Source organism: Halobacterium sp. KA-6, from assembly GCF_021029015.1.
GTDB lineage: Archaea > Halobacteriota > Halobacteria > Halobacteriales > Halobacteriaceae > Halobacterium.
The window spans coordinates 84835-104097 of the sequence record NZ_JAJJZH010000005.1 but is presented as its reverse complement, the minus strand read 5'-3'; the positions used below and the strand labels follow the sequence as shown (position 1 = coordinate 104097).

Genomic DNA, 19263 nt, shown 5'->3' with positions numbered 1-19263 from the left:
ATGACGTGGCACCTCTCTCTCGAGAATATTGCAGGCATCCGGCAGGGTGACGCTGATATCGAGCCGGGCGTCAATGCTGTCCGGGCGAGCAACTGGCAGGGAAAATCAAGTTTCCTCGCGGGCATCAAGACCGCGTTCGGAACTGCGATGCCGCTGACCGAAGGGCAGTCGACCGGTCGAGTTGTCTTGCAAACGGATGATGAGGAGATCACAGTCGAATTAGAACGGACCAACGGGTCCGTGTCGCGCTCCGGACAGCCGTACCTGGAGGACGAATACGATCGTATCTGTGCGGAGTTGTTTGCGTTCCTCGACGAGGACAACGACATCCGCCAGGCGGTGCGAACCGGCGAGAACCTGGAGACAATGCTCACCCGGCCGCTTGATTTCGAGAACATCGACGAGCAGATTGCGGACTTACGGACCGAACGTGAGCAAGTCGAGCGCGAACTCGAACGAGCCGACCAGGCGGCCGAACGCCTCCCACAACTCCAGCAACGGGTCACGAGTCTCGAAGACGATCTCGAGGAGCTGCGTGCAGAACGGGATGCTATCGATGACGACAGCGGTGGTGAGAGCGACGCTCGCGACCAGCTGAGTGACCTTCGCGCGGAACGTGACCAGGTAACCACGAAAATCGAGCGCTTGGAGGCGACTGCCGAGCGCGTTCGGGAGACGTTGGCCGAAAAGCGGGCCGAACTGGAGTCGCTTACCGTTCCATCGGATGCTGACGTTGAGGACGAACTCGAGAATCTTCATGCCGACCTCCGTGACATTGAGCGCGACAGAGAGCTATTGCAGTCGGTCTACGAAGCCAACAAACGGGTACTCGACGAAGGGCGTGTGGAACTGCTGACCGAGGTTTCGCACGATATGCTGTCGGATTCGGTGACGTGTTGGCTCTGTGGGACCGACTCGACACGTGACGATATCGAGGCACAGCTGACGGCGCTCGATGACCGGATTGCAGACCTCCGATCGCAGGCTGCCGAGACCCGTGATCGTGTGGAGGACCTCGAAGCGCGGCGCGATGAGATCAAGCAGGCACGCCGGAAAGAAACAGACTTGACCGATCGCATCGGCGATCTGGAATCCCGCCTCGCAGAGACTGAGGAGAGCCTTGAGACAGCGCGCGACCGCCGAGACGAGCTCGAATCTCGTATAGCTGACCTCGAAGCAGAAGTCGATTCGACTGAAGACCGGGTTACGGATCTCGAAAGCGAGATCAAATACACCGAGGCAGAGTTGACAGACGCACGTGAGGAACTCGAGGAAACCGAGACCCTCGCAGAACAACGCGAGATGCTCGATGAGGAGTACGACTCACTGACTGACGAAATCACGGACCTCCGCACTCGGAAAGAAGATGTCAAGCAACGAACGCGCGAGGCATTTTCGTCAGCACTCGCTGATCTGCTCGAACAGTTCGACACGGGGTTCGAGACGGCCCGTCTCACAAGTACGTTCGATCTCGTCGTCGCACGTGAGGGGCGAGAAGCCCAGTTGGACGCATTGAGTGAAGGGGAACGAGAGCTTCTTGGCATCGTCGCAGCACTTGCGGGCTATGAGGCCTTCGAGGTGAGCCAGCGTGTCCCAGTGATGCTTCTCGATGGTCTTGGCGGACTCGCCAGCGACAATCTACAAATCTTGGTTGAATATCTGGCTGCGCGAACGGAGTACCTCGTCCTCACGACGTATCCCGAAAACGAGGGCTTCGACGGAAACGAACTGTCGCCGTCCGAGTGGCAGGTCGTGTCGCACGAACCGGACGTCGGTGCAGCGTAGGAGGATCATCGCCTAATCGTTCTTTAGTCGTCTCGGTCTCCTGACCTCCAGCCCGTATCGAACCCTTGCACCACTTATATTACTGTGGTACAATGTGACAGTCTCTCGCCAGAGTTAAGTACAGAGTTCATCTATGGAGATTGTGATGAGTCGGTTTACCGAGCAGCACGAGAAGGGAGTCCGTGCATTTACCGAGAGTCTGGAACACAAGCAGAAGACGTGTACCAACTGTGGATTTGAGGATGGTGTTCTTCATAGTGAGTGGAAGACGCACGTCGAGACGACGCCGAAGTCCGGCCATATCAAATACAAACTCACGTGCCCGGATTGCGACTCGACTGAAATCGTCGAAATCGATATTTGATCACCTCTGTTGAAGCAGGTCGAGATTTTTGAGCCGAGACTGAACTGTGCCGAGCGCTGTCTCAGCGTCCTCAACTGTCTGTGCACCTGTAATCACCAGTTTGCCACTCCCGAAGAGCAGGACGACGACAGGGGGGTCGTCGAGTCGGTAGACGAGTCCGGGGAACTGTTCTGGTTCGTACTCGATGTTCGCCAGGCCGAGACCAATTGCGATTGCATTGAGATTCAATCGTTCGTCGAGATCGCCACTGGTCACCATGTTCTCGATGGTGAACTCCGGTGATTCGTCGACGTGGATCCCGAGATGACGCAATTCTTGAAAGAAGATCTCGAGTGCGTTTTCGACAGCGGTCGCACTTTGGGCCCCGGTACAGACGACTTTTCCCGACCGGAAGATGAGTGCCGCGGCCTGCGGGTTCTGTGTTCGATAGACCAAACCTGGGAAGTGGTCGGGTGCATACTCGGTTGTCGGAAGGTCGTCGGCGAGTGTCTCGAGGTCGAGTTCTTGGCCGATACTGGTAGATGCGACAACGTTCTCAACCGCAAGCGTATCTGATGGACTGCTCATCTCTCTGCTCGAATGTTCCCACGAATGATAAAATACTGGTCGATATCCGTCCGGCGGAGCTATCGGTCTTCCATGAGGGTTGCGATGAGCTCAATTCCTAAGATGGCTACTTGATACTATCAATCGGCTACGACCGCTCAGTCTGTGAGCGGGAGGAAGATACCGAAGCCGAAGACAGAGAAGAACCCAACTGCAATCCCGAGCACCATAGAATCGAACAAGACTGTTCGTTCCCATCCGGGGAGTTCCCCTGCGAGGCTTGGACCAGCAGTAGCTCCGAGAGCACCGAGAAGAAAGAGCCCTAGCCCCAGCAAGAACCCACGTTTGGCGTACTTTGCATAGTCGAGTCTCATGTTGTGGCCCATAGTCACTCGTGGTCTACACTCGATATTATCTGTTTCGACCCTAGTCGAGCGATTATCACGGAGATATCGAGCGAGAGTGTGGGCCGTACTTCCTACTCTGTTTGAGGGACGGCATAGGCACCGAGACCGAAGAATACCACTGCTAACACTGCCAGGACGACTAACTCGCTTCCTGCTGACTGGTGCAGATAGGTTGCGTTTCGAACGCCGCGAGCGAAGTACGTGAGTGGTGAGAGGCCGATAGCCGGTCGGAACCATCCAGGGAGCATATCCGGGGTAATGAACGTCTCGGACAGGAACACGAGTGGGAGGGCAACTGCGTTGCTCGCGGCGATAACGCCATCCTGTGAGTCCGCGACCCGGCCTATTAGTGCCCCAATCCCACAGAACACCACGACAGCCAGTACGATGAACGGGAGTAGGAGCGGGGAGAGACTGAAACTTCCGCCAGTCACAAGCTCAAGTACACCCAGTACGATCGCGCTGGCGAGCAGGATTATCCCGATGTTTACCAGCGTGTGTGCTGCCAGCCATTCGCCCTGATTGAGAGGTGTCGTCGCCAGCTTCTCGAATCGATTCCCCTCTTGATACCGGGCGATAGAACTCCCGATCCGGGAGAGGGGAGTAAACAGTACAATGATTGCGAGATAGCCTGGGACGTAAAATCCGGTCGGATGTCCGAAGAGGCCGCCGCCGGTGGGATTCGTCTGGACGACAGCCCCGAAGATCCCGACGAGGATGAGCGGGAAGCCGAACGTGAAGAAGACCGCCGTCCGCCGCCGGAGGAACGACCGCCAAGCCGTCCCAGCCTCGGCACCGACACGCGTGATCCAAGTCATTGTGATTCCCCCACGGGATTCACAGCAGGTTCTGATGGTTGTTGTTCGTCGATCGTTTCGCTGGTGAGGTGCAAATAGACGTCTTCAAGCGACGGCTCGGTCCAGGTAAGCGTCTCGTAGTCGATTCCCTGTGCTTCCAGCCGACTGACTATCTCTCCGATCTCCGCCGGTGCAACGTCTGGTATTCGCAGTCCCGTTTCGGTTGTCTCGACGTCGACACCGAGCGACTCGATCTGGTGTAGAGAATGCTCTGTTTCGATGCGGAGGTGTGTTCCGCCGCCATATCGCTCGATGAGGGCAGTCGGCCGGCCGACTTCGACAAGTGAACCAGAATCGAGTAGAGCTACTTGATCCGCCAGCTGTTCGGCTTCTTCCATGTAATGGGTCGTGAGGAAGACCGTTGTTCCGTCGTCTGCAAGGTCAGTGATGAGCGACCAGAGTGATTGCCGCCCAGCTGGATCGATCCCTGTCGTCGGTTCGTCGAGAAAGAGGAGATCGGGGTCGTTGATCAGAGCGATGCCGACACAGACGCGCCGTTGCTGGCCACCGGACAGGTTCGTATACCACGTTTCGTCGGTTGTTTCCAGCCCGACGTCGGTAAGTACGTCGTCGACGGGTCGCGGATCGTCATAGAGCCCTGCATAATAGCCCAGCAACTCACGTGCTGACAACCGCTCCGGTGGTGTAAACGATTGCGGGAGGAGTCCGATCCGCTCTTTTTTGACCTGGTTCGGTGACCGCCCTAACACAGTAACCGATCCCGCGTCTGGCATCGTGGTCCCTGTGAGTGTACGAACGAGCGTCGTTTTTCCGGCCCCATTCGGCCCTACGAGTGCAAAAACGTCACCGCTATCGACTGACAACGAGACGTCCTCGAGCGCGATTGTATCGCCGTATCGCTTGGAGATACCTTCGGCAGTAACTGCCGCGGTCATACTGGAGAATTGGAATGACTTGAGGTAAGCCGTTCGATTTTGGCACGAACTGCAGTCGAAATAGCTGGCATTTCTGTTCCTCGGACAACAGAACTCGGAACGGCACCGTGGGACATCTAACAATCACTTAGCGATTGTTAGACGAATCGCCAGTGGAGATGTGAACACGAGCCCTACCGACTCCGGGGTCTACTCTTGTCACCAACGGCGGGTACTTCGCCCCGGGATCGACGACGTCTGGAGACAAGGATAGTACCCGAACAGAAGGGTTGATAACTGTCTAGTTCAATCCCCAGATAATGGTATGCCAGCAGAGCAGTTAGAGTCGTTTCTCGATAATCCAGCGATGCGTGAGGCCCTGTCGATCGTGTTCGAGCGGAGCGAAGAGGGAACCGATGAAGTCCAATGGGCCGACGTCAGCGATGCGCTGTCAAGCGGGCAATGGGGCCGATTGATCGAATCGGGAGTTCTCGTGAGCGGTGGTACTGGATTCACGCTTGCGAACCCCGACCGCGTCCAGCAGACGCTTGAGGAGCACGGCCCGCTCTCAGATACAGCAGAGGGGGTAGATGAGATCGAATCCGAGTCGTGGGCCTGGTACGACAAAGCAGCTGGTGTAACAGCCCTCGTCCTCTTTGCGGGGTACTGGAATACTGGAATCCGTAATATCATCGCGTCCGTCGATAATCTACTTCTCGCACCGATTGTTGACATGCTCCCGTTCTACGCGGTCATCATCCTCCTTGCGATTGTCACAGGCTTGTATTCGACCGTGTTGCAGGCACGTCTCATGGACCACGAGAAGATGCAGGCGTATCAGGAGCGGATGAACGAACTGAAAGAACGGAAAGAGGAGGCTAAAGAACGCGGGGATGACGAAGCGCTCGAACAGATCCAGGAGGAACAGATGGAGGCGGCCGGCGACCAGCTTGGGATGTTCAAACTACAGTTCCGGCCGATGGTCTGGATCATGCTTCTGACGATCCCCGTGTTCCTCTGGCTCCGCTGGAAGGTTCGTGGCGGTCACCTCGGTGTCGGCGAGACTGGGATGATATTGCCGCTTGCGGGCGCCGTCTCCTGGCAAGAGCCGTTGCTTGGACCGATGCGGACGTGGATCGTCTGGTATTTCCTCTGTTCGATGGCGTCGCGGCAGATCATCCAGAAGACGCTCAACATCCAAACGTCTCCCTCCTCGTCCTCGTGACAACGTCTAAGTGGTTGTTATCAGATCAAGATCCTTTTGAACCACCCATCTATTCTGAGCGCTCTTATACGCTGAACAGGCGCAATACCACGGCCTTCAGGCCGTGGATACGCGCCGTCACTTGTGCTAACAGCCCGCCGTTCAAACGCTTTCCCCGAGTTTCCCACAGTGACGTTTAAGTGATAGGCCGGCCTACTGAGGAGTAGGAATCGGTCGGGACGGAGCGGATTCCGAACCGTCCTTCGGAGGTGGCCTGTCCACCCACGTAACGAGGCAGTATCCGAAAGGGCAGCTGGTGAACACACATGTAGAAGCGTGTGCCTGTGCCGACTGCTCAAAGCAAACCAGACGATACCCCCAAGTCCGTTGACGCTTGCCGGCGTCCCCGTGGCAAAAACAACACAGGGACACCGTACACGGTTGAGGATAGGGGTACCGGCGGCTTGGCACCGTCAGGAGTCCACCAGTCCGATACCGTGGGACTACCCGTGCCCGAAAGGGCTGGTAGTCCGGTGATTGGACTGCACACCTGAAACTCCCACCGCTCGGGATTCCTCCGCGTTTGCGCGGAGGAGGATGTCAATCAATAAGCACAGTCGATTTGGACATTAATTTCGATGGTCGTATCTTGGGATGTCTCGGCGGGAAATATAAGATGCAGCCTCGCTGAATGTGGGTATGAGCGACCCAACGGACATGCCGAATCCTCCAGCCGATTATCCGGAGAATGTTGCGTCGACGCTCCAAGAGCTAAGTGTTCACGATCTCCGGGAGACGATTATCTACGCGCAGGAACTTCTCCAATTTCATCACGTACCGACTGATCAGATCGAACCGACACCGGGTGAAGAGATCGTAGAATTGACTGAACATCAAGGGTACACTGAGGTCGTGAAACGCCAGCCGTGTGGAAATGAGTGCGCGGACTGCCCTCACGGCCCATACGTCTATCACGTGACCCGAGAACGTCATCCGAATGGTGATGAGAAACTCCATTGGGTTCTCATCGGACGGAAGATTTCGGAAGACGCCTGATATCACAAGCTTCGGAGCGAAATCACAACAATATATGACGCACATCTCGAAACGTTCGGAGTAGATGGTTCAGAAGGTTGGGACGATTGCTCGCGGCCTGGGGCGTATGTTACAGGCCCTCTCTGGTCTCATGTTCCTCTCGATCCTCGTTCCTGTCGTCTGGGGAGAATACTATGCTATCCCCGCCTTCCTCCTTGCGGGCCTCATTACTCTCAGTATCGGTGGCGTACTCGCTCACCGGTACCGAACCGCCGCAGAACCAGGACGGCTCCACGGGATGATGATCGCAGCGTCAGGATGGTTTTTCGTCGCCCTATTCGGATCACTTCGATTCCTTCTTCCCCAAGCTATCGAGTTTCTGGTGAGCCTTGTTTGAATCGAGAGTCATATGGGCAGCAACGTCACGGAAGGGTTCGAGGGCCAGTCTCCAACAGACCGAAGTACCAGTCCAACGAATAGTGACAGCATGGTCGAAGTAAACAGCCTCGGGCGCGGTGGACCGAGGCTTTTGTAATTCCCTCAGCCGTGCGCTAGCACTCCCTGCTCGGCAAGCGAGCGGGATGAGGTTGGGCGGCTTACACGCCCCGACCCGGACAGACGCACCAACCGTACCTGCGGTTGGGTTTTGTGAGTCCGGTAATTCGATTCGTTATCGTCGAGTTTCGTCCTCTCGCGCCACGCGATGTTTACCGATGCATTCCGGTCAGCGTGGTCTTGCACCACGTCACACTCACTGTTCATACACCGGAACCGCCGTCCCTGCCGACCACTACGCTCACCACAGCACGAACACGTCTTCGAGTTGTAGTACGCATCCACTGTATCCGTCGGAATCTCTCGCCACGTCGCCTTGTACGAGACGAATTTCTCGAATTTGTGGAACGGTAGTTTGTGCAATCGGCGGTTTATATACGAACCGTATTGCATTTCCTCGCGGATACCGCTCATATCCTCGAACACGATAACCGGGTCCGAGAACTGTTCTGCAAACTCCACGACAGCACGGGAGAGACGATGCAACACCCACTCGGTGAATCGCTCTTCCTTGTCACCGAGTTTCCGGTGGATGCTCGTCTTGCCGTGTTCTTGACAGCGAGTGGTGATGGTGTGATAGCGTTGGCGTTCCTGCTTTACCCGTCCGTAGTCGAGGACGAGTGTTCCCTTCGTCCGCATTGTCTCGCGGTCAAGAGTGGTGAGAGCGACGTTACGCTCATTGATGTCCACGCCAACCACAGTATCGGCAGTGTCGGGTTCAGGCACGTCGAACTCACGTGTGACCGTGACGTGTAGATAGTACACGCCATCGCGGTACAGGAGTTCGGCCTGCCCCACCTCCACCTCATCCGACGTGATAGCGTCTCGGAGTTCGTCCATCGCGTCCGGCTCGCCGCGCAGGTGGCCTTTTACCTTCTTGTAGGATTTCGGACTGATGCGGAACTGGACGCGGTTCGTGTCGTCGTCCACGGTGAGGCGGTAGCCTTCCGTGTGCGCCATCACGAGCGGGTACGCATCGTTCTTGTCCGTACTCGGCGTCGTCGGCTTGCCGCCATCAGGGTCGTCTTGATTCTCCCACCACTCTTTGAGTAATTGGTAGGAGTCCCACGTTTGGAGGGCTTTGCCGACGACCGCGCACTTGTTGTTCCGCAAGAAGTTGTCGCGGTCAACCTCCTTCTGTATCTCGGTGCGAGTGTCCCCTTGCTGTTTGAGGCGGATGGTTTGGTTGAATATCTCGCGTGAGGCGAGGCGGGCGTCGTGAAGCCACGACCGTTCACCAGACGCTATGTGAAGGCGCGTCTGAATCGTCTTCGTGGCTTCCTCACCCAGACTTTGACGGTTGTTCCGATTGGTCATAATTGTAGGGATTCGGGATGGAGGGGTCCCGTAGTCACGCGCATTCGGTTAGTTCCTGCAAGTATCACTTCGTCTGGTGTCCGAAGTCAAGCAAAGCGAAGCTTTGCGTACCTCGCGGGATCTCCGATCCCGCTCAGTATCGTCACCCTGTTCTCGGTGTAGTGGAGAACGATGTGCGAGAGTTGTTTGGTGAGACTGCCGACCACTTTGGGCACAAGATTCTGGCGTTGGAGATTGCAGACGACCATGTACACCTGTTCGTACAAACAGACCCGAAGCACAGTCCGGCGGACATCGCTCGGCAATTCAAGTCGTACTCGGGTAAGCACTTGCTGGAGCGGTATCCCGAAATTCAGGAGTCGTATTTCTGGGGTGGCGGATTCTGGAAGGTTGGGTACTACGTGGGAACGACGGGAGCGGTGTCGGAAGAAGTGGTTGAACGGTATATCGAAGAGACGGAACACGCGCCGGAGTGACGCGCTTCACCCCCACCCACGGTGGGGCGGGGAACTCGCGCTGTTTTTCGTTTGATATCGGGAAACATGGGGTGATTCTGCTCGTTCTGGTCTTTCTTCTGAGGGGTATCGAAGATATCCTCATCTGGCTGAATACTGGAGCGCTACCGGCAATCGAGTTCTTCATCGGAATCGTCATCGTCCCCTCGATTCTCGCACTCGCAATCCGAGAAGCGCGCCATCACCCTCCCCCACGTCACTAACGTTCCGTCGGTGATAACAAAACAGGTGACGACACTTTCGGTGTACGCCACACCTCAAACGACGGGGTGAGGAGGGCACCTCCAATGAAGTGGAAATTACGACCTTCGTGACTTGAACCACCGTTTGAGCCGCGACGTTATTCCGAGATCGCGTTTCGCCATGATCACCGTACTCTTGGCTCGTTCGCCGACGTTTTCCGGAATTGCTCCGAAGACCAGCTGCTGGAGCAGTCCTTCTCGTGTTGCCCCGATGACCGTGAGGTCGTGATCGGCAGTCTCTCCGACGATGGCGCCCGTTATGTCACCACTTTCGATGATCTCGCTTGTCGTCTCGAGGTCCTCGAGGTCGGCGAGCGTAGACTCGATGATGGATTCCGCCTTCTCTCGCGCCGTCTCGCCCGAGAGGACATGCACTACCTTCACTGAGGCGTTGTTCTGTCTGGCGATCGACCGAGCGATTTCTGCTGCGAGTTCGGCGTGCGCACCGCCTGCAGTAGGGAGTAATATCGAATCAACCGTGCCGAGGGACTCCTCGTCACTGCTGGGGCCGATTCGTTCGACCAAGACGTCACAGCGAGCCTTCTTCACCACCTCGTCGACGTTACTGCCCAAGACGTAGTCCCGACGTCGACTACGGCCCCGCCAGCCCATCAAGACGAGGTCTGCATCGTCCTGTTCGACCGTATTCAAAATCGCTTCGGAGACATCATGTCCGATTCGGATCTTTCCACTCACCGGGACCTCTGGATGTTCCGTCTCCGCGAACTCGATCGCGCTGTCGATGACGGCTCGTTCTTCACTCACGAACTTCCGGCCCTCGGACAACGGGGTTTGTTGTGGAACAGAGACGACGCTCACAACCTCAATATCGGCGTTCCGTTCCTCAGCCAAGTCGAGTGCCGTCCGCATCAGCTGCTGGACGCTCTCGGGATTGGCAATCGGAACGAGAATCCGCTGTTCGCGCTCGGTCCGTTCCTCGGCTGTGGCCTGCTCGGTGGCGACTGTCGGTGTTTCCTCCTCGAGTTTTTCCTCCTCTTTTGGTTGGGAATAGCCGTAGTAGACGGCGATTCCAAGACCCATCCACAGCACGGTCGTAACGAGCGCAATGAACCCGTGGGAATCCGGTCCGAGACCGATCTCCATTCCCAGTGCCGAGAGGAGAAACGGCGTCAGCAGGAACTGGAGGACGATGCCGATCAGTGGCGGCCACGGCATATAGGGGACTTTGAAGGTGCGCGGTAGGTCTGGATGGGTCTTGCGCATCTTGATGACCGTCCAGTTGACCTGCACGAACAGCAGAATGAACATGATGTCCGCAGAGGCGGCGACGGATTCGATCGGTAACGTCACTGCCATCACTATGATGAGTATCGCAGACAGGAGAATCGCCCAGTGGGGCGTCCGTTTCTCGGGATGAATCCGGTCGAAGATCCCGGGTAGCGCCCGATCACGACCCATCGCGAAGGACACCCGCGAGGAGGAGTACACGGTCGCGTTCAGGGCGCTCATCGTGGCTGTAAGGCCAGCAATCAGCAACAGCGGCACCCCGTACGGGACGAACTGCCCCGCCGCTTCGATGATACCTAGCTCGCCGAGATTCCCAAGCAGCTGCCAAGTAGGTGCGTCAGCGGCAAGTCCTGCGCGCTGTGCAAGCTCGGGAACGACGCTAATACCGCCGATCGCAGCGAAGGCGACGAGAATGTAGATGGGAACGACGATAGCTAACGAATAGAAGACTGCCTTCGGAATATTCTTCCCGGGGTTCACCACTTCCTCGCCGGACTGGACGATGATCTCGTAGCCCTCGAATGCGATATACGTGAACCCCATTGCGCCGATAATTCCAATAGCTCCATTTGGGGCGAATCTCGGACTGCTGAGGAACTTCGCCGGCCAGTTCGGGGTATTGACCGTCGCGAGGATACCGAATGCGACGAAAATACCGAGAATGACTACCTTGATGGCAGTCACGATCACACCTGCCTTCCCGGTCTCTTCGGCACCACGATAATTGATGTAGGCGAACAGACTCACCATTAGTACCGCGAGTACCTTATCCAGGAGTCCTCGGCCGAGGAACCCGAAGAGCTGGAATCCTTCCGCGAGGACACCACCGTAGACTAAGAACTCGGTAAGGAATACACCGAAGGTCACTGCATAGAGTGAACAGGCGACGGCGTGGGCGAACCAGCTCATCCAGCCAGCGTAGAAGCCGTTCGGATCGACGAGCGCTTCCTTTACCCAGAGATACCCTCCGCCTGCTTCCGGGAAGGCAGCGCCGAGTTCGGCGTATGATACCGCCGTGAACACCGCGACGAATCCATTCAGTAGGAATGCGATCGTGAGTGCTGGACCAGCGAGTCCAGCAGCGAAGCCGGTGAGGGCGAAGACCCCAGCGCCGATCATCGCACCTACACCGATGAACGTGATATCGAACAGGCTCATGTCTCGGGACAGTTCCGTTTCGACCTCGCCGCTCGTGTCCCCCGAGTCACCCGTCGCCGATACGTCGCTATTGTCAGTCATCTGGTGGCGTTTCTCAAACCAGACGGACTAACCTTACGCTTCATCGCTGGATTTTCTTCCTCTCCTTCTGTCTCACGCCGACACGAAGGCGACACACAAATTATTCCTCGCAAGTACGATGAAGTATGCTCGATTCGGTACGCTACCGGTATCACTCGATTCGTCGTCGAGTGCGTCGAGTCGAACGCCGGGAAGTACGGGACCTCCGCAGCTGGCTGGAAGATACCGAAAACCTCCTGCATCTGACTGCACTCGTTATCGTTCCGTTTCTCATCGGCGTCGTGACGTGGCTCTCAAACGTCTCACCGATCGTCTCCTTTCTGGTGTATCCGCCACTTGCTTCGGGTGCGTACACCTTGTTTGCTGACCCCGAGGGACGCTACTCGTCGCCACGTAAGTTCGTCGGTGGGATGACCGCAGGAGCGATCTGTGGCTGGATCGCCCTCGAGGTGAGCGCACGATTCTGGTATCCAACTACGCCTGAACAGTTCCACGTTCACGCGGGGGCAGCCGCGCTGGGGATCTTTCTCACTGGGGTCGCAACGTGGGGACTGTCGCTGGAAGAACCAACGGCATTCTCGACGGCACTTCTCGTACTCGTCACCGGTGCCGAGCGGTTGACTTACGTCGGCGGAATCGTGGTATCGAGCCTGCTTATCGCCGGCGTATTCCTGCTCTGGCGACGGAATGTCTATCACGAACGCGCGCGCTATCTGTTCCGTTCAACCCAGAGTGACGACCAGATTCTCGTCCCCATTCGCGACGATACCGATGAATCGGTCGTTCTGTTCGCGGCACGCCTAGCATCCGCTCACGACGCCGGGAAAATCGTCCTCATGAGAACAGTACGTTCGGAGACGATAGAGGAAACAGCAGCAGCACTAGAAGCTACCGATGGGGAGGCAATCACCGAAGACCGTGAAGAGTCATCAGAGCCCGTCACTGAACTAGCTGAAGAACGCCTCACCGAAGAGCAACTCCAAGACCTTGAGCGGCTTCAGGACCGAATTACTTCCGTCGTCGACGTCCCCTGCGAGTTCGTCGTCGCCGTTGAGGATGAGTCTGCCGGTGAGACCGTTCTCTCGACTGCGAAAGCAGAGAATTGTGATTTGATCGTCTGTGGATACGAAACTGAGGAGGAGGATCCCAGCCCGTTCGTGCGGACGATTTTGAACGGCAACACGGATGCTGTTGTCTTTCGGTCATCGAACGGCCGCACAGAATGGGAACGCATCTTGGTGATGGTCCGCACGTCGGGCGAACTCGCTAACGCGATGCTTGACTTTGCCCACCGACTCATCCCCGGCGACGGAACAGTAAGTGCGTGTACCTGTGTGTCACAGCAACGTGACCGACGGATGGCCGAGATAACCCTGGAGAATCTCATCGAGTCGTTCCCAAATCCAATCGAGACGCGGGTTGCCACCGGCTCAGTCGAAAAGTTCCTCGAACGAAATACGTCTCTCTACGATCTGGCCGTGATCGGAGCGAGTACCGATCGAGGTGCTGTCTCACGTTTCGTTTCCACACCGACGTTCGAACGAATTCAGGCGGTTGACTGCGACTTGGCAATCGTGCATCGAGGGTAATCAGGTATCTCGTTCGAGTGCTTCGCGTCGCTGTTCGTATTCCTCGTCGGTCAGTTCCCCGCGGGCGTAGGCGAGCCGAAGCTCTTCCAGTGCTTGGTCTGAGTCACTTGCACCCCCCGTGACCGCGCGATAGACGAGGTACCCACCACCGACGAGGGCGGCGAGGAACAGCAGCTGCATCAGGATGCCCACGATGAACATCCAGCCAGGTATCGTCCCGTCGCCCCACATGTGACCACCCCACATCCCGCTCATCATCGGACCGAATCCCATCATTCCGAAGCCTATGAAGAACAACGGGAAGATGAATACGGCGCCGATGATAACGAGGAGGAGCGTAATAAGTTGCGTGTCGTCTGAATTTGTCGGCATATTGTGATTCCTCCGTGAGTTTGGGTTCTCAGATTATACTACGCAATAACTATTTAATGCGGTTGTGCCTTTGACGGTAGTGGGTAGTGTTCAGATAAGCTGATTCCATGCGAAGCTGAACGATCTGAGCCAATCGTCGGCGGTGCTTGCTGCGGCGTTGCTGAAACAGTTTGAGAACGAGGAAGTACGTCGTTTTATTTTTCGAAAGACACGTTCGACAGCATTCCGATTCCCATGTTTTTCATACTGGAACCGGAGACCGTGTCGTTGACAGGCGTCTTTCAGCGGGGGTGCGCCATCAACGAGAAACAGAGCATCATCGATGTCATGTTTCTCGCGGAGTTTGGCGAAAACGAGCGAGCAATCACGTTCGTACGCGTCGGTTCAAGCTCTGTATGGAGTGATTCGTTCGTTTCTGGATCGACAGCAGCGTACAGCTAGTACTGTTCGTTATCGAGTCGAATCACAGTTTCGTCAACCGCGACGTGATCCGGAGTCCGTCCAGACTCGGGCTGTAGGTCAGCCTTATGAACCCAGTTATGAACGGTGGAGCGTGCGCGTTCGACATCGAATATCTAAAGAATTAACACAGTATTCGAAATATAGACTTCAGCAAGATGGCGCTGAATACTGAGCTTCATCAGCAGTTGCGGTGTCGCTTCTCGTTCAACAAACTCTAACTCGATCTGGTCTAAACAACCGCTAAGGCGGGTGTTTTCGGGCATAGATCCCTCAGAAAACGCTCCGCCTCACCTTTCAATCCTTATCTGAACACTACCGTTCCACCCGACACAATTCTTTTGAATACCTACTCACCACGGCTCTGACCCGAACTATCTGAAGGAAAACTGCAATAGATGATCCCTTCGAACTGATACCTATGGTAGCGACGATGATTGATGGCATCTCCGAAGCTCTACGTATCGGAGTGGGCTTCCTCTGGACGGCGGCGTGGGCGATCATCATGGGCCTCACGATCACGAGCCTTGTCCAAGTCTACGTCTCCAAGGAGCGGATGGCGCAGGTCCTCGGTGATGGCGATCTGAGCGGGCTCACCAAGGCGACTGCGTTCGGCGCGGCCAGTAGTGGCTGTAGTTTCGGTGCCGTCGCCATCGGGAAGGGGTTGTTCAAGAAGGGGGCGCACGCGGTGAACTTCCTCGCGTTCATGTTCGCGTCGACGAACCTCATCGTCGAACTCGGGTTGATAATCCTGATTCTGTTGGGCTGGGAGTTCCTAGTCGCAGAGTTACTCGGCGGACTCATTCTCATCGCCGTGATGGCCGTCATCGTTCACCTCACGCTTCCGGAGAACCTCTTCGATGAGGTGCGAGAGGCGCTCAACGAGCGCGACCGTGAGGCGGGCGTCACCGAGGATCCGACCTGCGGGATGGAAGGCAAAGACGAGTACACGCTTAGGACTGACGGCGGTGAAACGCTCAAGTTCTGCTCGGAGGGCTGTATGGAGACCTACCGCCAGGAGATGTCGAGCCGCGGCGGGTGGCGTGACGAATTACTGTCGTGGGGTGGCTGGTACAAAGTCGGGAACCAGTACCGCAAGGAGTGGTCGATGATCTGGAAGGACGTCATCGCCGGCTTCCTGATATCGGGGTTCGTCATCGTCTTCGTCCCCCAGTGGGTGTGGAACACCCTGTTCATCCAGGGCGACGGGCTGCTTGTGACGGCCGAGAACGCGATTATGGGCGTCGCCATCGCCGTTATCAGCTTCGTCGGCAGCATGGGTAATGTCCCGTTCGCCGTCGCGCTGTGGGGCGGCGGCATCAGCTTCGCCGGCGTCATCGCGTTCGTCTACGCCGACCTCATCACGATTCCCGTGCTGAACGTCTACCGGAAGTACTACGGCTGGAAGATCATGCTGTACATCCTTGGCGTCTTTTTCGTGACGATGGCGTTCACGGGCTTCCTCATGGAGCTGCTGTTCGACGCGCTCGGCATCGTCCCTGATCTGGCGGGCGGCGAGACGGCGACCGAGCAAACGTACTTCGAGCTCAACTACACGTTCTACCTCAACCTCATTGCGTTCGCGCTTTCCGGCTTTCTCCTGTACGTGTATCGTCGCGGCCTCGGTGCGCCTGGCCAGTACCGTGATCCCGTCTGTGGGATGCGGACTGACGATAGCGAGCCATCGGCGACCCACGACGGTGAGACGTACTACTTCTGCTCGCAGACCTGTAAGGAGACCTTCGAGGAGGATCCCGACGAATACGCCACCGGGCATCCGATGGTGATGGAGGGACACGACCACTAGTGAACGGCTGAATGTCTCATATCTCAGCTGGATATCCTTGGGGTCGACAGTTGGCGAACCGAAGAACGGGTTCGTGAGGGCTGTGGATGAGATTTCGAATCCAAAGTTTTCCCTATGGGACATCAGCATCATCAAAGGGGAAATCTGCTAAAGACAGGGGACCGTATGTACCCCTGTATGACGACGACCATCACCGTAGAGGGAATGACGTGCGGTCACTGTGAGCAGACGGTCGAAGAGGCCCTTGAAGAGGTCTTTGGCGTGACTTCCGTGACCGTCGACAGGGAGAGTGAACAGGCAAGCATCGACGGTGAGGCAGAGGTCACGGCCCTCGTGGCGGCCGTCGAAGACGCGGGATACACCGCTCACGCCTGAGTATCGTGCGCTGTAGATAGCACGGGTCGCTCCGAGACGACGGCTAACCGCTGTCTTCAGAGTTTGCCTGTGCTGGACCTGCTGTATGATTTTAGGGCCGAAGATTCAGGAAGCCGGCGGAACCACCTCAATTGAGAACATGACCCATGGACGACCACAAAGATACAGCTGAGAATTCCCCGGGAGGAGAGGACCAGCAGGACACCAGCAGTCACCAGCACGAACACGGCGACCACGATGAAGCGGTCGCTGAATCAGGCGGGGAAGGGGTAGAACAGGAGCTACTGGAGGAGGAGGCTCACCCTGCTGCGGCAGGTGAGATGGCGTCCCACGAACAGCACGAACACGCCGGCCACGAGGGCGACGGGCACGGCCACGGTTCCCACGAGGGACACGGCGAGGGCCATGGCGGGATGCACGAAGGCCACGAGCAGATGTTCCGGCGGCGCTTCTTCATCTCGATGCTCCTGTCGATTCCCGTTCTCCTGTACAGCGAAATGCTACAGGAGTGGCTCGGCTTCTCCGTCCCTGTATTCCCGGGCAGCGAGTGGATCAACCCTGTCTTCGCGGTCATCGTCTTCGCGTACGGTGGCGTTCCATTCCTCCAGATGGCACTCCCGGAGCTGAAAGACCGGTCGCCGGGGATGATGACGTTGATCTCGATGGCGATCACTGTCGCGTTCGTCTACAGCCTCGCGAGCGTGATTTTCCCCACACAGTCTGCGTTTTTCTGGGAACTCGTCACGCTGATCGACATCATGCTGCTCGGCCACTGGATCGAGATGCGGTCGGTCCGGCGGGCCTCCAGCGCAGTCGACGAACTGGCGAAGCTGATGCCAGACACCGCCGAGCGTATCACCGACGACGGGGAGACCGAGGAAGTCCCCGTCAGTGAGCTCTCGGAAGGTGACCTCGTGCTCGTCCGGCCGGGCGCAAGTGTCCCTGCTGACGGCACCGTCGAGGAAGGTGATTCGGACGTCAACGAGTCGATGATCACGGGCGAGTCCAAGCCCGTCTCGAAGGAGCCTGGCGACGAGGTCATCGGCGGCACCATCAACGGCGACGGCAGCCTCCGTGTCCGCGTCGGTGCGACGGGCGAGGAGACGACGCTCGCGGGCATCATGCGCCTGGTCGAGGAGGCCCAGCAGAGCAAGTCGAAGACGCAAGTGTTGGCCGACCGCGCGGCCGGCTGGCTGTTCTACGTGGCCCTCGGGGCGGCAGTCGTGACGGCGATTGCGTGGACGGTCGCAGTCTCGTTCGACGCGACCGTCATCGAACGCGTCGTGACGGTGCTCGTCATCGCCTGTCCACACGCCCTCGGGCTCGCCATCCCCCTGGTGGTCGCGATCAACACGTCGCTCGCCGCTCGCAACGGGATGCTCGTTCGCGACCGCATCGCGATGGAGGACGCACGGAATCTGGACGCGATCATCTTCGACAAGACGGGGACGCTCACCGAAGGCGAGCACGGCGTCGTCGGCATGGCGACCGTCGACGGCGTCGATGAGGACGACGCGCTCGCGCTGGCGGCAGCCGTCGAGAGTGACTCCGAACACATGATCGCCCGAGCGATCCGCGAGGCTGCCGACGAGCGAGACCTAACTACTCCCGACGCGACAGCCTTCGAGGCGATCAAAGGACGAGGGGTCCGGGCGACCGTCGACGGAAACGAGGTGTACGTCGGCGGGCCGAACCTGTTGACCCAGCTCGATAGCGAGATCCCCGACCATCTCCAGCGCTTCGCTGACGAGGCCGGACAGAACGCCCAGACAGTGGTGTATCTCGTTCGTGACGGAGAGCTAATCGCCGCCTTCGCGATGGCCGACGTGATCCGCGAGGAGAGTTTCCGCGTCGTCGACGCGCTCCACGATCTGGGTATCGAGGTGGCGATGCTGACAGGGGACTCCCAGGACGTCGCCAACGCCGTCGCCGACGAACTGGGCATCGACACCGTGTTCGCGGAGGTCCTCCCTGAAGACAAAGACGAGAAAGTCCAGGAACTCCAGGACCAGGGGAAGCTCGTAGCGATGGTCGGCGACGGCGTCAACGACGCGCCGGCGCTGACACGAGCCGACGTCGGCATCGCGATCGGGAGCGGCACCGACGTCGCGGTCCAGTCGGCCGACGTCATCCTCGTCCAGAACAACCCGATGGACGTCGTTCGGCTAGTGAAACTCAGTAAGGCGAGCTATCGGAAGATGCAGGAGAACATCGTCTGGGCCGCCGGCTACAACGTGTTCGCGATTCCGCTCGCAGCAGGCGTCTTGGCACCGATCGGGATTCTGCTCTCCCCTGCTGTGGGTGCGCTTCTGATGTCGCTGAGTACGGTGATCGTCGCGATCAACGCCCAGCTGCTCCGCCGCGTGGACCTGTCCATCCCCGAGCTTCCAGGTGGGACACCAGCGACTGACGCACAACCTGCAGACTGAAACGCTCCCGATCGCTTCGGAGGGTTTCATTCAATTGAGTCCG

Annotated in this window: 17 protein-coding genes and 1 pseudogene; 9 read left to right on the top strand and 9 right to left on the bottom strand. The window is 57.6% G+C overall.

Features of this window, described 5'->3' with window-relative positions; genetic code table 11:
* Together LPA46_RS11600 and LPA46_RS11595 are read left to right on the top strand one after the other, a co-directional pair.
* Complete coding sequence (locus LPA46_RS11600) at window positions 1-1785, top strand: archaea-specific SMC-related protein (RefSeq protein WP_230889887.1); 1785 nt, start codon at window positions 1-3, stop codon at window positions 1783-1785.
* A 145-nt stretch (window positions 1786-1930) separates the two neighbouring features.
* Entirely contained in the window at window positions 1931-2149 is a 219-nt protein-coding gene (locus tag LPA46_RS11595; RefSeq protein WP_230889886.1) for a hypothetical protein, read from the top strand.
* On the opposite strand, the gene LPA46_RS11590 is transcribed toward LPA46_RS11595, so the two are convergent.
* The 4 genes from LPA46_RS11590 to LPA46_RS11575 all read right to left on the bottom strand — a co-directional run bounded on the left by LPA46_RS11590 (window position 2150) and on the right by LPA46_RS11575 (window position 4855).
* A complete protein-coding gene (locus LPA46_RS11590; RefSeq protein WP_230889885.1) occupies window positions 2150-2716 on the bottom strand; it encodes a TATA-box-binding protein in 567 nt (188 codons plus the stop codon). It abuts the gene before it with no gap.
* A 137-nt stretch (window positions 2717-2853) separates the two neighbouring features.
* The gene (locus LPA46_RS11585) at window positions 2854-3081 is read right to left on the bottom strand and encodes a DUF7860 family protein (RefSeq protein WP_230889884.1); all 228 of its coding nucleotides are present in this window, start codon (window positions 3079-3081) and stop codon (window positions 2854-2856) included.
* Window positions 3082-3173: 92 nt separating this feature from the next.
* Window positions 3174-3920 carry an ABC transporter permease gene (locus LPA46_RS11580; RefSeq protein WP_230889883.1) on the bottom strand — a complete coding sequence of 249 codons (747 nt, stop codon included), beginning with the start codon at window positions 3918-3920 and terminating at the stop codon, window positions 3174-3176.
* Complete coding sequence (locus LPA46_RS11575; protein ID WP_230889882.1) at window positions 3917-4855, bottom strand: ABC transporter ATP-binding protein; 939 nt, start codon at window positions 4853-4855, stop codon at window positions 3917-3919. The genes LPA46_RS11580 and LPA46_RS11575 overlap by 4 nt, the downstream gene beginning before the upstream one ends.
* A gap of 304 nt (window positions 4856-5159) precedes the next feature.
* On the opposite strand from LPA46_RS11575, the gene LPA46_RS11570 reads away from it, so the two are divergent.
* Together LPA46_RS11570 and LPA46_RS11565 are read left to right on the top strand one after the other, a co-directional pair.
* The gene (locus LPA46_RS11570; protein ID WP_230889881.1) at window positions 5160-6059 is read left to right on the top strand and encodes a DUF106 domain-containing protein; all 900 of its coding nucleotides are present in this window, start codon (window positions 5160-5162) and stop codon (window positions 6057-6059) included.
* 678 nt (window positions 6060-6737) lie between these two features.
* Entirely contained in the window at window positions 6738-7094 is a 357-nt protein-coding gene (locus tag LPA46_RS11565) for a hypothetical protein (RefSeq protein WP_230889880.1), read from the top strand.
* A 109-nt stretch (window positions 7095-7203) separates the two neighbouring features.
* On the opposite strand, the gene LPA46_RS18845 is transcribed toward LPA46_RS11565, so the two are convergent.
* Together LPA46_RS18845 and LPA46_RS11560 are read right to left on the bottom strand one after the other, a co-directional pair.
* Window positions 7204-7332 carry a hypothetical protein gene (locus LPA46_RS18845; protein ID WP_269070123.1) on the bottom strand — a complete coding sequence of 43 codons (129 nt, stop codon included), beginning with the start codon at window positions 7330-7332 and terminating at the stop codon, window positions 7204-7206.
* Between the two features lie 281 nt (window positions 7333-7613).
* Complete coding sequence (locus LPA46_RS11560; RefSeq protein ID WP_442903389.1) at window positions 7614-8918, bottom strand: RNA-guided endonuclease TnpB family protein; 1305 nt, start codon at window positions 8916-8918, stop codon at window positions 7614-7616.
* A 44-nt stretch (window positions 8919-8962) separates the two neighbouring features.
* Between LPA46_RS11560 and tnpA the strand changes: the two genes are divergently transcribed.
* Window positions 8963-9421 carry an IS200/IS605 family transposase gene (tnpA, locus tag LPA46_RS11555; protein ID WP_230889878.1) on the top strand — a complete coding sequence of 153 codons (459 nt, stop codon included), beginning with the start codon at window positions 8963-8965 and terminating at the stop codon, window positions 9419-9421.
* A gap of 338 nt (window positions 9422-9759) precedes the next feature.
* On the opposite strand, the gene LPA46_RS11550 is transcribed toward tnpA, so the two are convergent.
* Window positions 9760-12189, bottom strand: a complete 2430-nt coding sequence (locus LPA46_RS11550) for an amino acid permease (protein ID WP_230889877.1) — start codon at window positions 12187-12189, stop codon at window positions 9760-9762.
* 170 nt (window positions 12190-12359) lie between these two features.
* On the opposite strand from LPA46_RS11550, the gene LPA46_RS11545 reads away from it, so the two are divergent.
* A complete protein-coding gene (locus LPA46_RS11545) occupies window positions 12360-13778 on the top strand; it encodes an HPP family protein (protein ID WP_230892629.1) in 1419 nt (472 codons plus the stop codon).
* On the opposite strand, the gene LPA46_RS11540 is transcribed toward LPA46_RS11545, so the two are convergent.
* Both LPA46_RS11540 and LPA46_RS11535 read right to left on the bottom strand, forming a co-directional pair.
* The gene (locus tag LPA46_RS11540) at window positions 13779-14150 is read right to left on the bottom strand and encodes an SHOCT domain-containing protein (protein ID WP_230889875.1); all 372 of its coding nucleotides are present in this window, start codon (window positions 14148-14150) and stop codon (window positions 13779-13781) included.
* 90 nt (window positions 14151-14240) lie between these two features.
* Window positions 14241-14875 (bottom strand): annotated as a pseudogene (locus LPA46_RS11535) (IS6 family transposase).
* Window positions 14876-15030: 155 nt separating this feature from the next.
* Here LPA46_RS11535 and LPA46_RS11530 point away from each other — a divergent pair.
* The 3 genes from LPA46_RS11530 (at window position 15031) to LPA46_RS11520 (ending at window position 19220) form a co-directional block, all read left to right on the top strand.
* A complete protein-coding gene (locus tag LPA46_RS11530) occupies window positions 15031-16416 on the top strand; it encodes a permease (RefSeq protein ID WP_230889874.1) in 1386 nt (461 codons plus the stop codon).
* Between the two features lie 177 nt (window positions 16417-16593).
* Entirely contained in the window at window positions 16594-16791 is a 198-nt protein-coding gene (locus tag LPA46_RS11525; protein ID WP_230889873.1) for a heavy-metal-associated domain-containing protein, read from the top strand.
* Between the two features lie 146 nt (window positions 16792-16937).
* A complete protein-coding gene (locus LPA46_RS11520; protein ID WP_230892628.1) occupies window positions 16938-19220 on the top strand; it encodes a copper-translocating P-type ATPase in 2283 nt (760 codons plus the stop codon).
* Window positions 19221-19263: the final 43 nt, after the last annotated feature.

What these genes read in the sequence shown, in the direction of transcription:
- LPA46_RS11600 (WP_230889887.1), top strand. Translation starts at nt 1, where the DNA reads ATGACGTGGCACCTCTCTCTCGAGAATATTGCAGGCATCCGGCAGGGT.
- LPA46_RS11595 (WP_230889886.1), top strand. Translation starts at nt 1,931, where the DNA reads ATGAGTCGGTTTACCGAGCAGCACGAGAAGGGAGTCCGTGCATTTACC.
- LPA46_RS11590 (WP_230889885.1), bottom strand. Translation starts at nt 2,716, where the DNA reads ATGAGCAGTCCATCAGATACGCTTGCGGTTGAGAACGTTGTCGCATCT.
- LPA46_RS11585 (WP_230889884.1), bottom strand. Translation starts at nt 3,081, where the DNA reads ATGGGCCACAACATGAGACTCGACTATGCAAAGTACGCCAAACGTGGG.
- LPA46_RS11580 (WP_230889883.1), bottom strand. Translation starts at nt 3,920, where the DNA reads ATGACTTGGATCACGCGTGTCGGTGCCGAGGCTGGGACGGCTTGGCGG.
- LPA46_RS11575 (WP_230889882.1), bottom strand. Translation starts at nt 4,855, where the DNA reads ATGACCGCGGCAGTTACTGCCGAAGGTATCTCCAAGCGATACGGCGAT.
- LPA46_RS11570 (WP_230889881.1), top strand. Translation starts at nt 5,160, where the DNA reads ATGCCAGCAGAGCAGTTAGAGTCGTTTCTCGATAATCCAGCGATGCGT.
- LPA46_RS11565 (WP_230889880.1), top strand. Translation starts at nt 6,738, where the DNA reads ATGAGCGACCCAACGGACATGCCGAATCCTCCAGCCGATTATCCGGAG.
- tnpA (WP_230889878.1), top strand. Translation starts at nt 8,963, where the DNA reads ATGGAGGGGTCCCGTAGTCACGCGCATTCGGTTAGTTCCTGCAAGTAT.
- LPA46_RS11550 (WP_230889877.1), bottom strand. Translation starts at nt 12,189, where the DNA reads ATGACTGACAATAGCGACGTATCGGCGACGGGTGACTCGGGGGACACG.
- LPA46_RS11540 (WP_230889875.1), bottom strand. Translation starts at nt 14,150, where the DNA reads ATGCCGACAAATTCAGACGACACGCAACTTATTACGCTCCTCCTCGTT.
- LPA46_RS11530 (WP_230889874.1), top strand. Translation starts at nt 15,031, where the DNA reads ATGGTAGCGACGATGATTGATGGCATCTCCGAAGCTCTACGTATCGGA.
- LPA46_RS11525 (WP_230889873.1), top strand. Translation starts at nt 16,594, where the DNA reads ATGACGACGACCATCACCGTAGAGGGAATGACGTGCGGTCACTGTGAG.
- LPA46_RS11520 (WP_230892628.1), top strand. Translation starts at nt 16,938, where the DNA reads ATGGACGACCACAAAGATACAGCTGAGAATTCCCCGGGAGGAGAGGAC.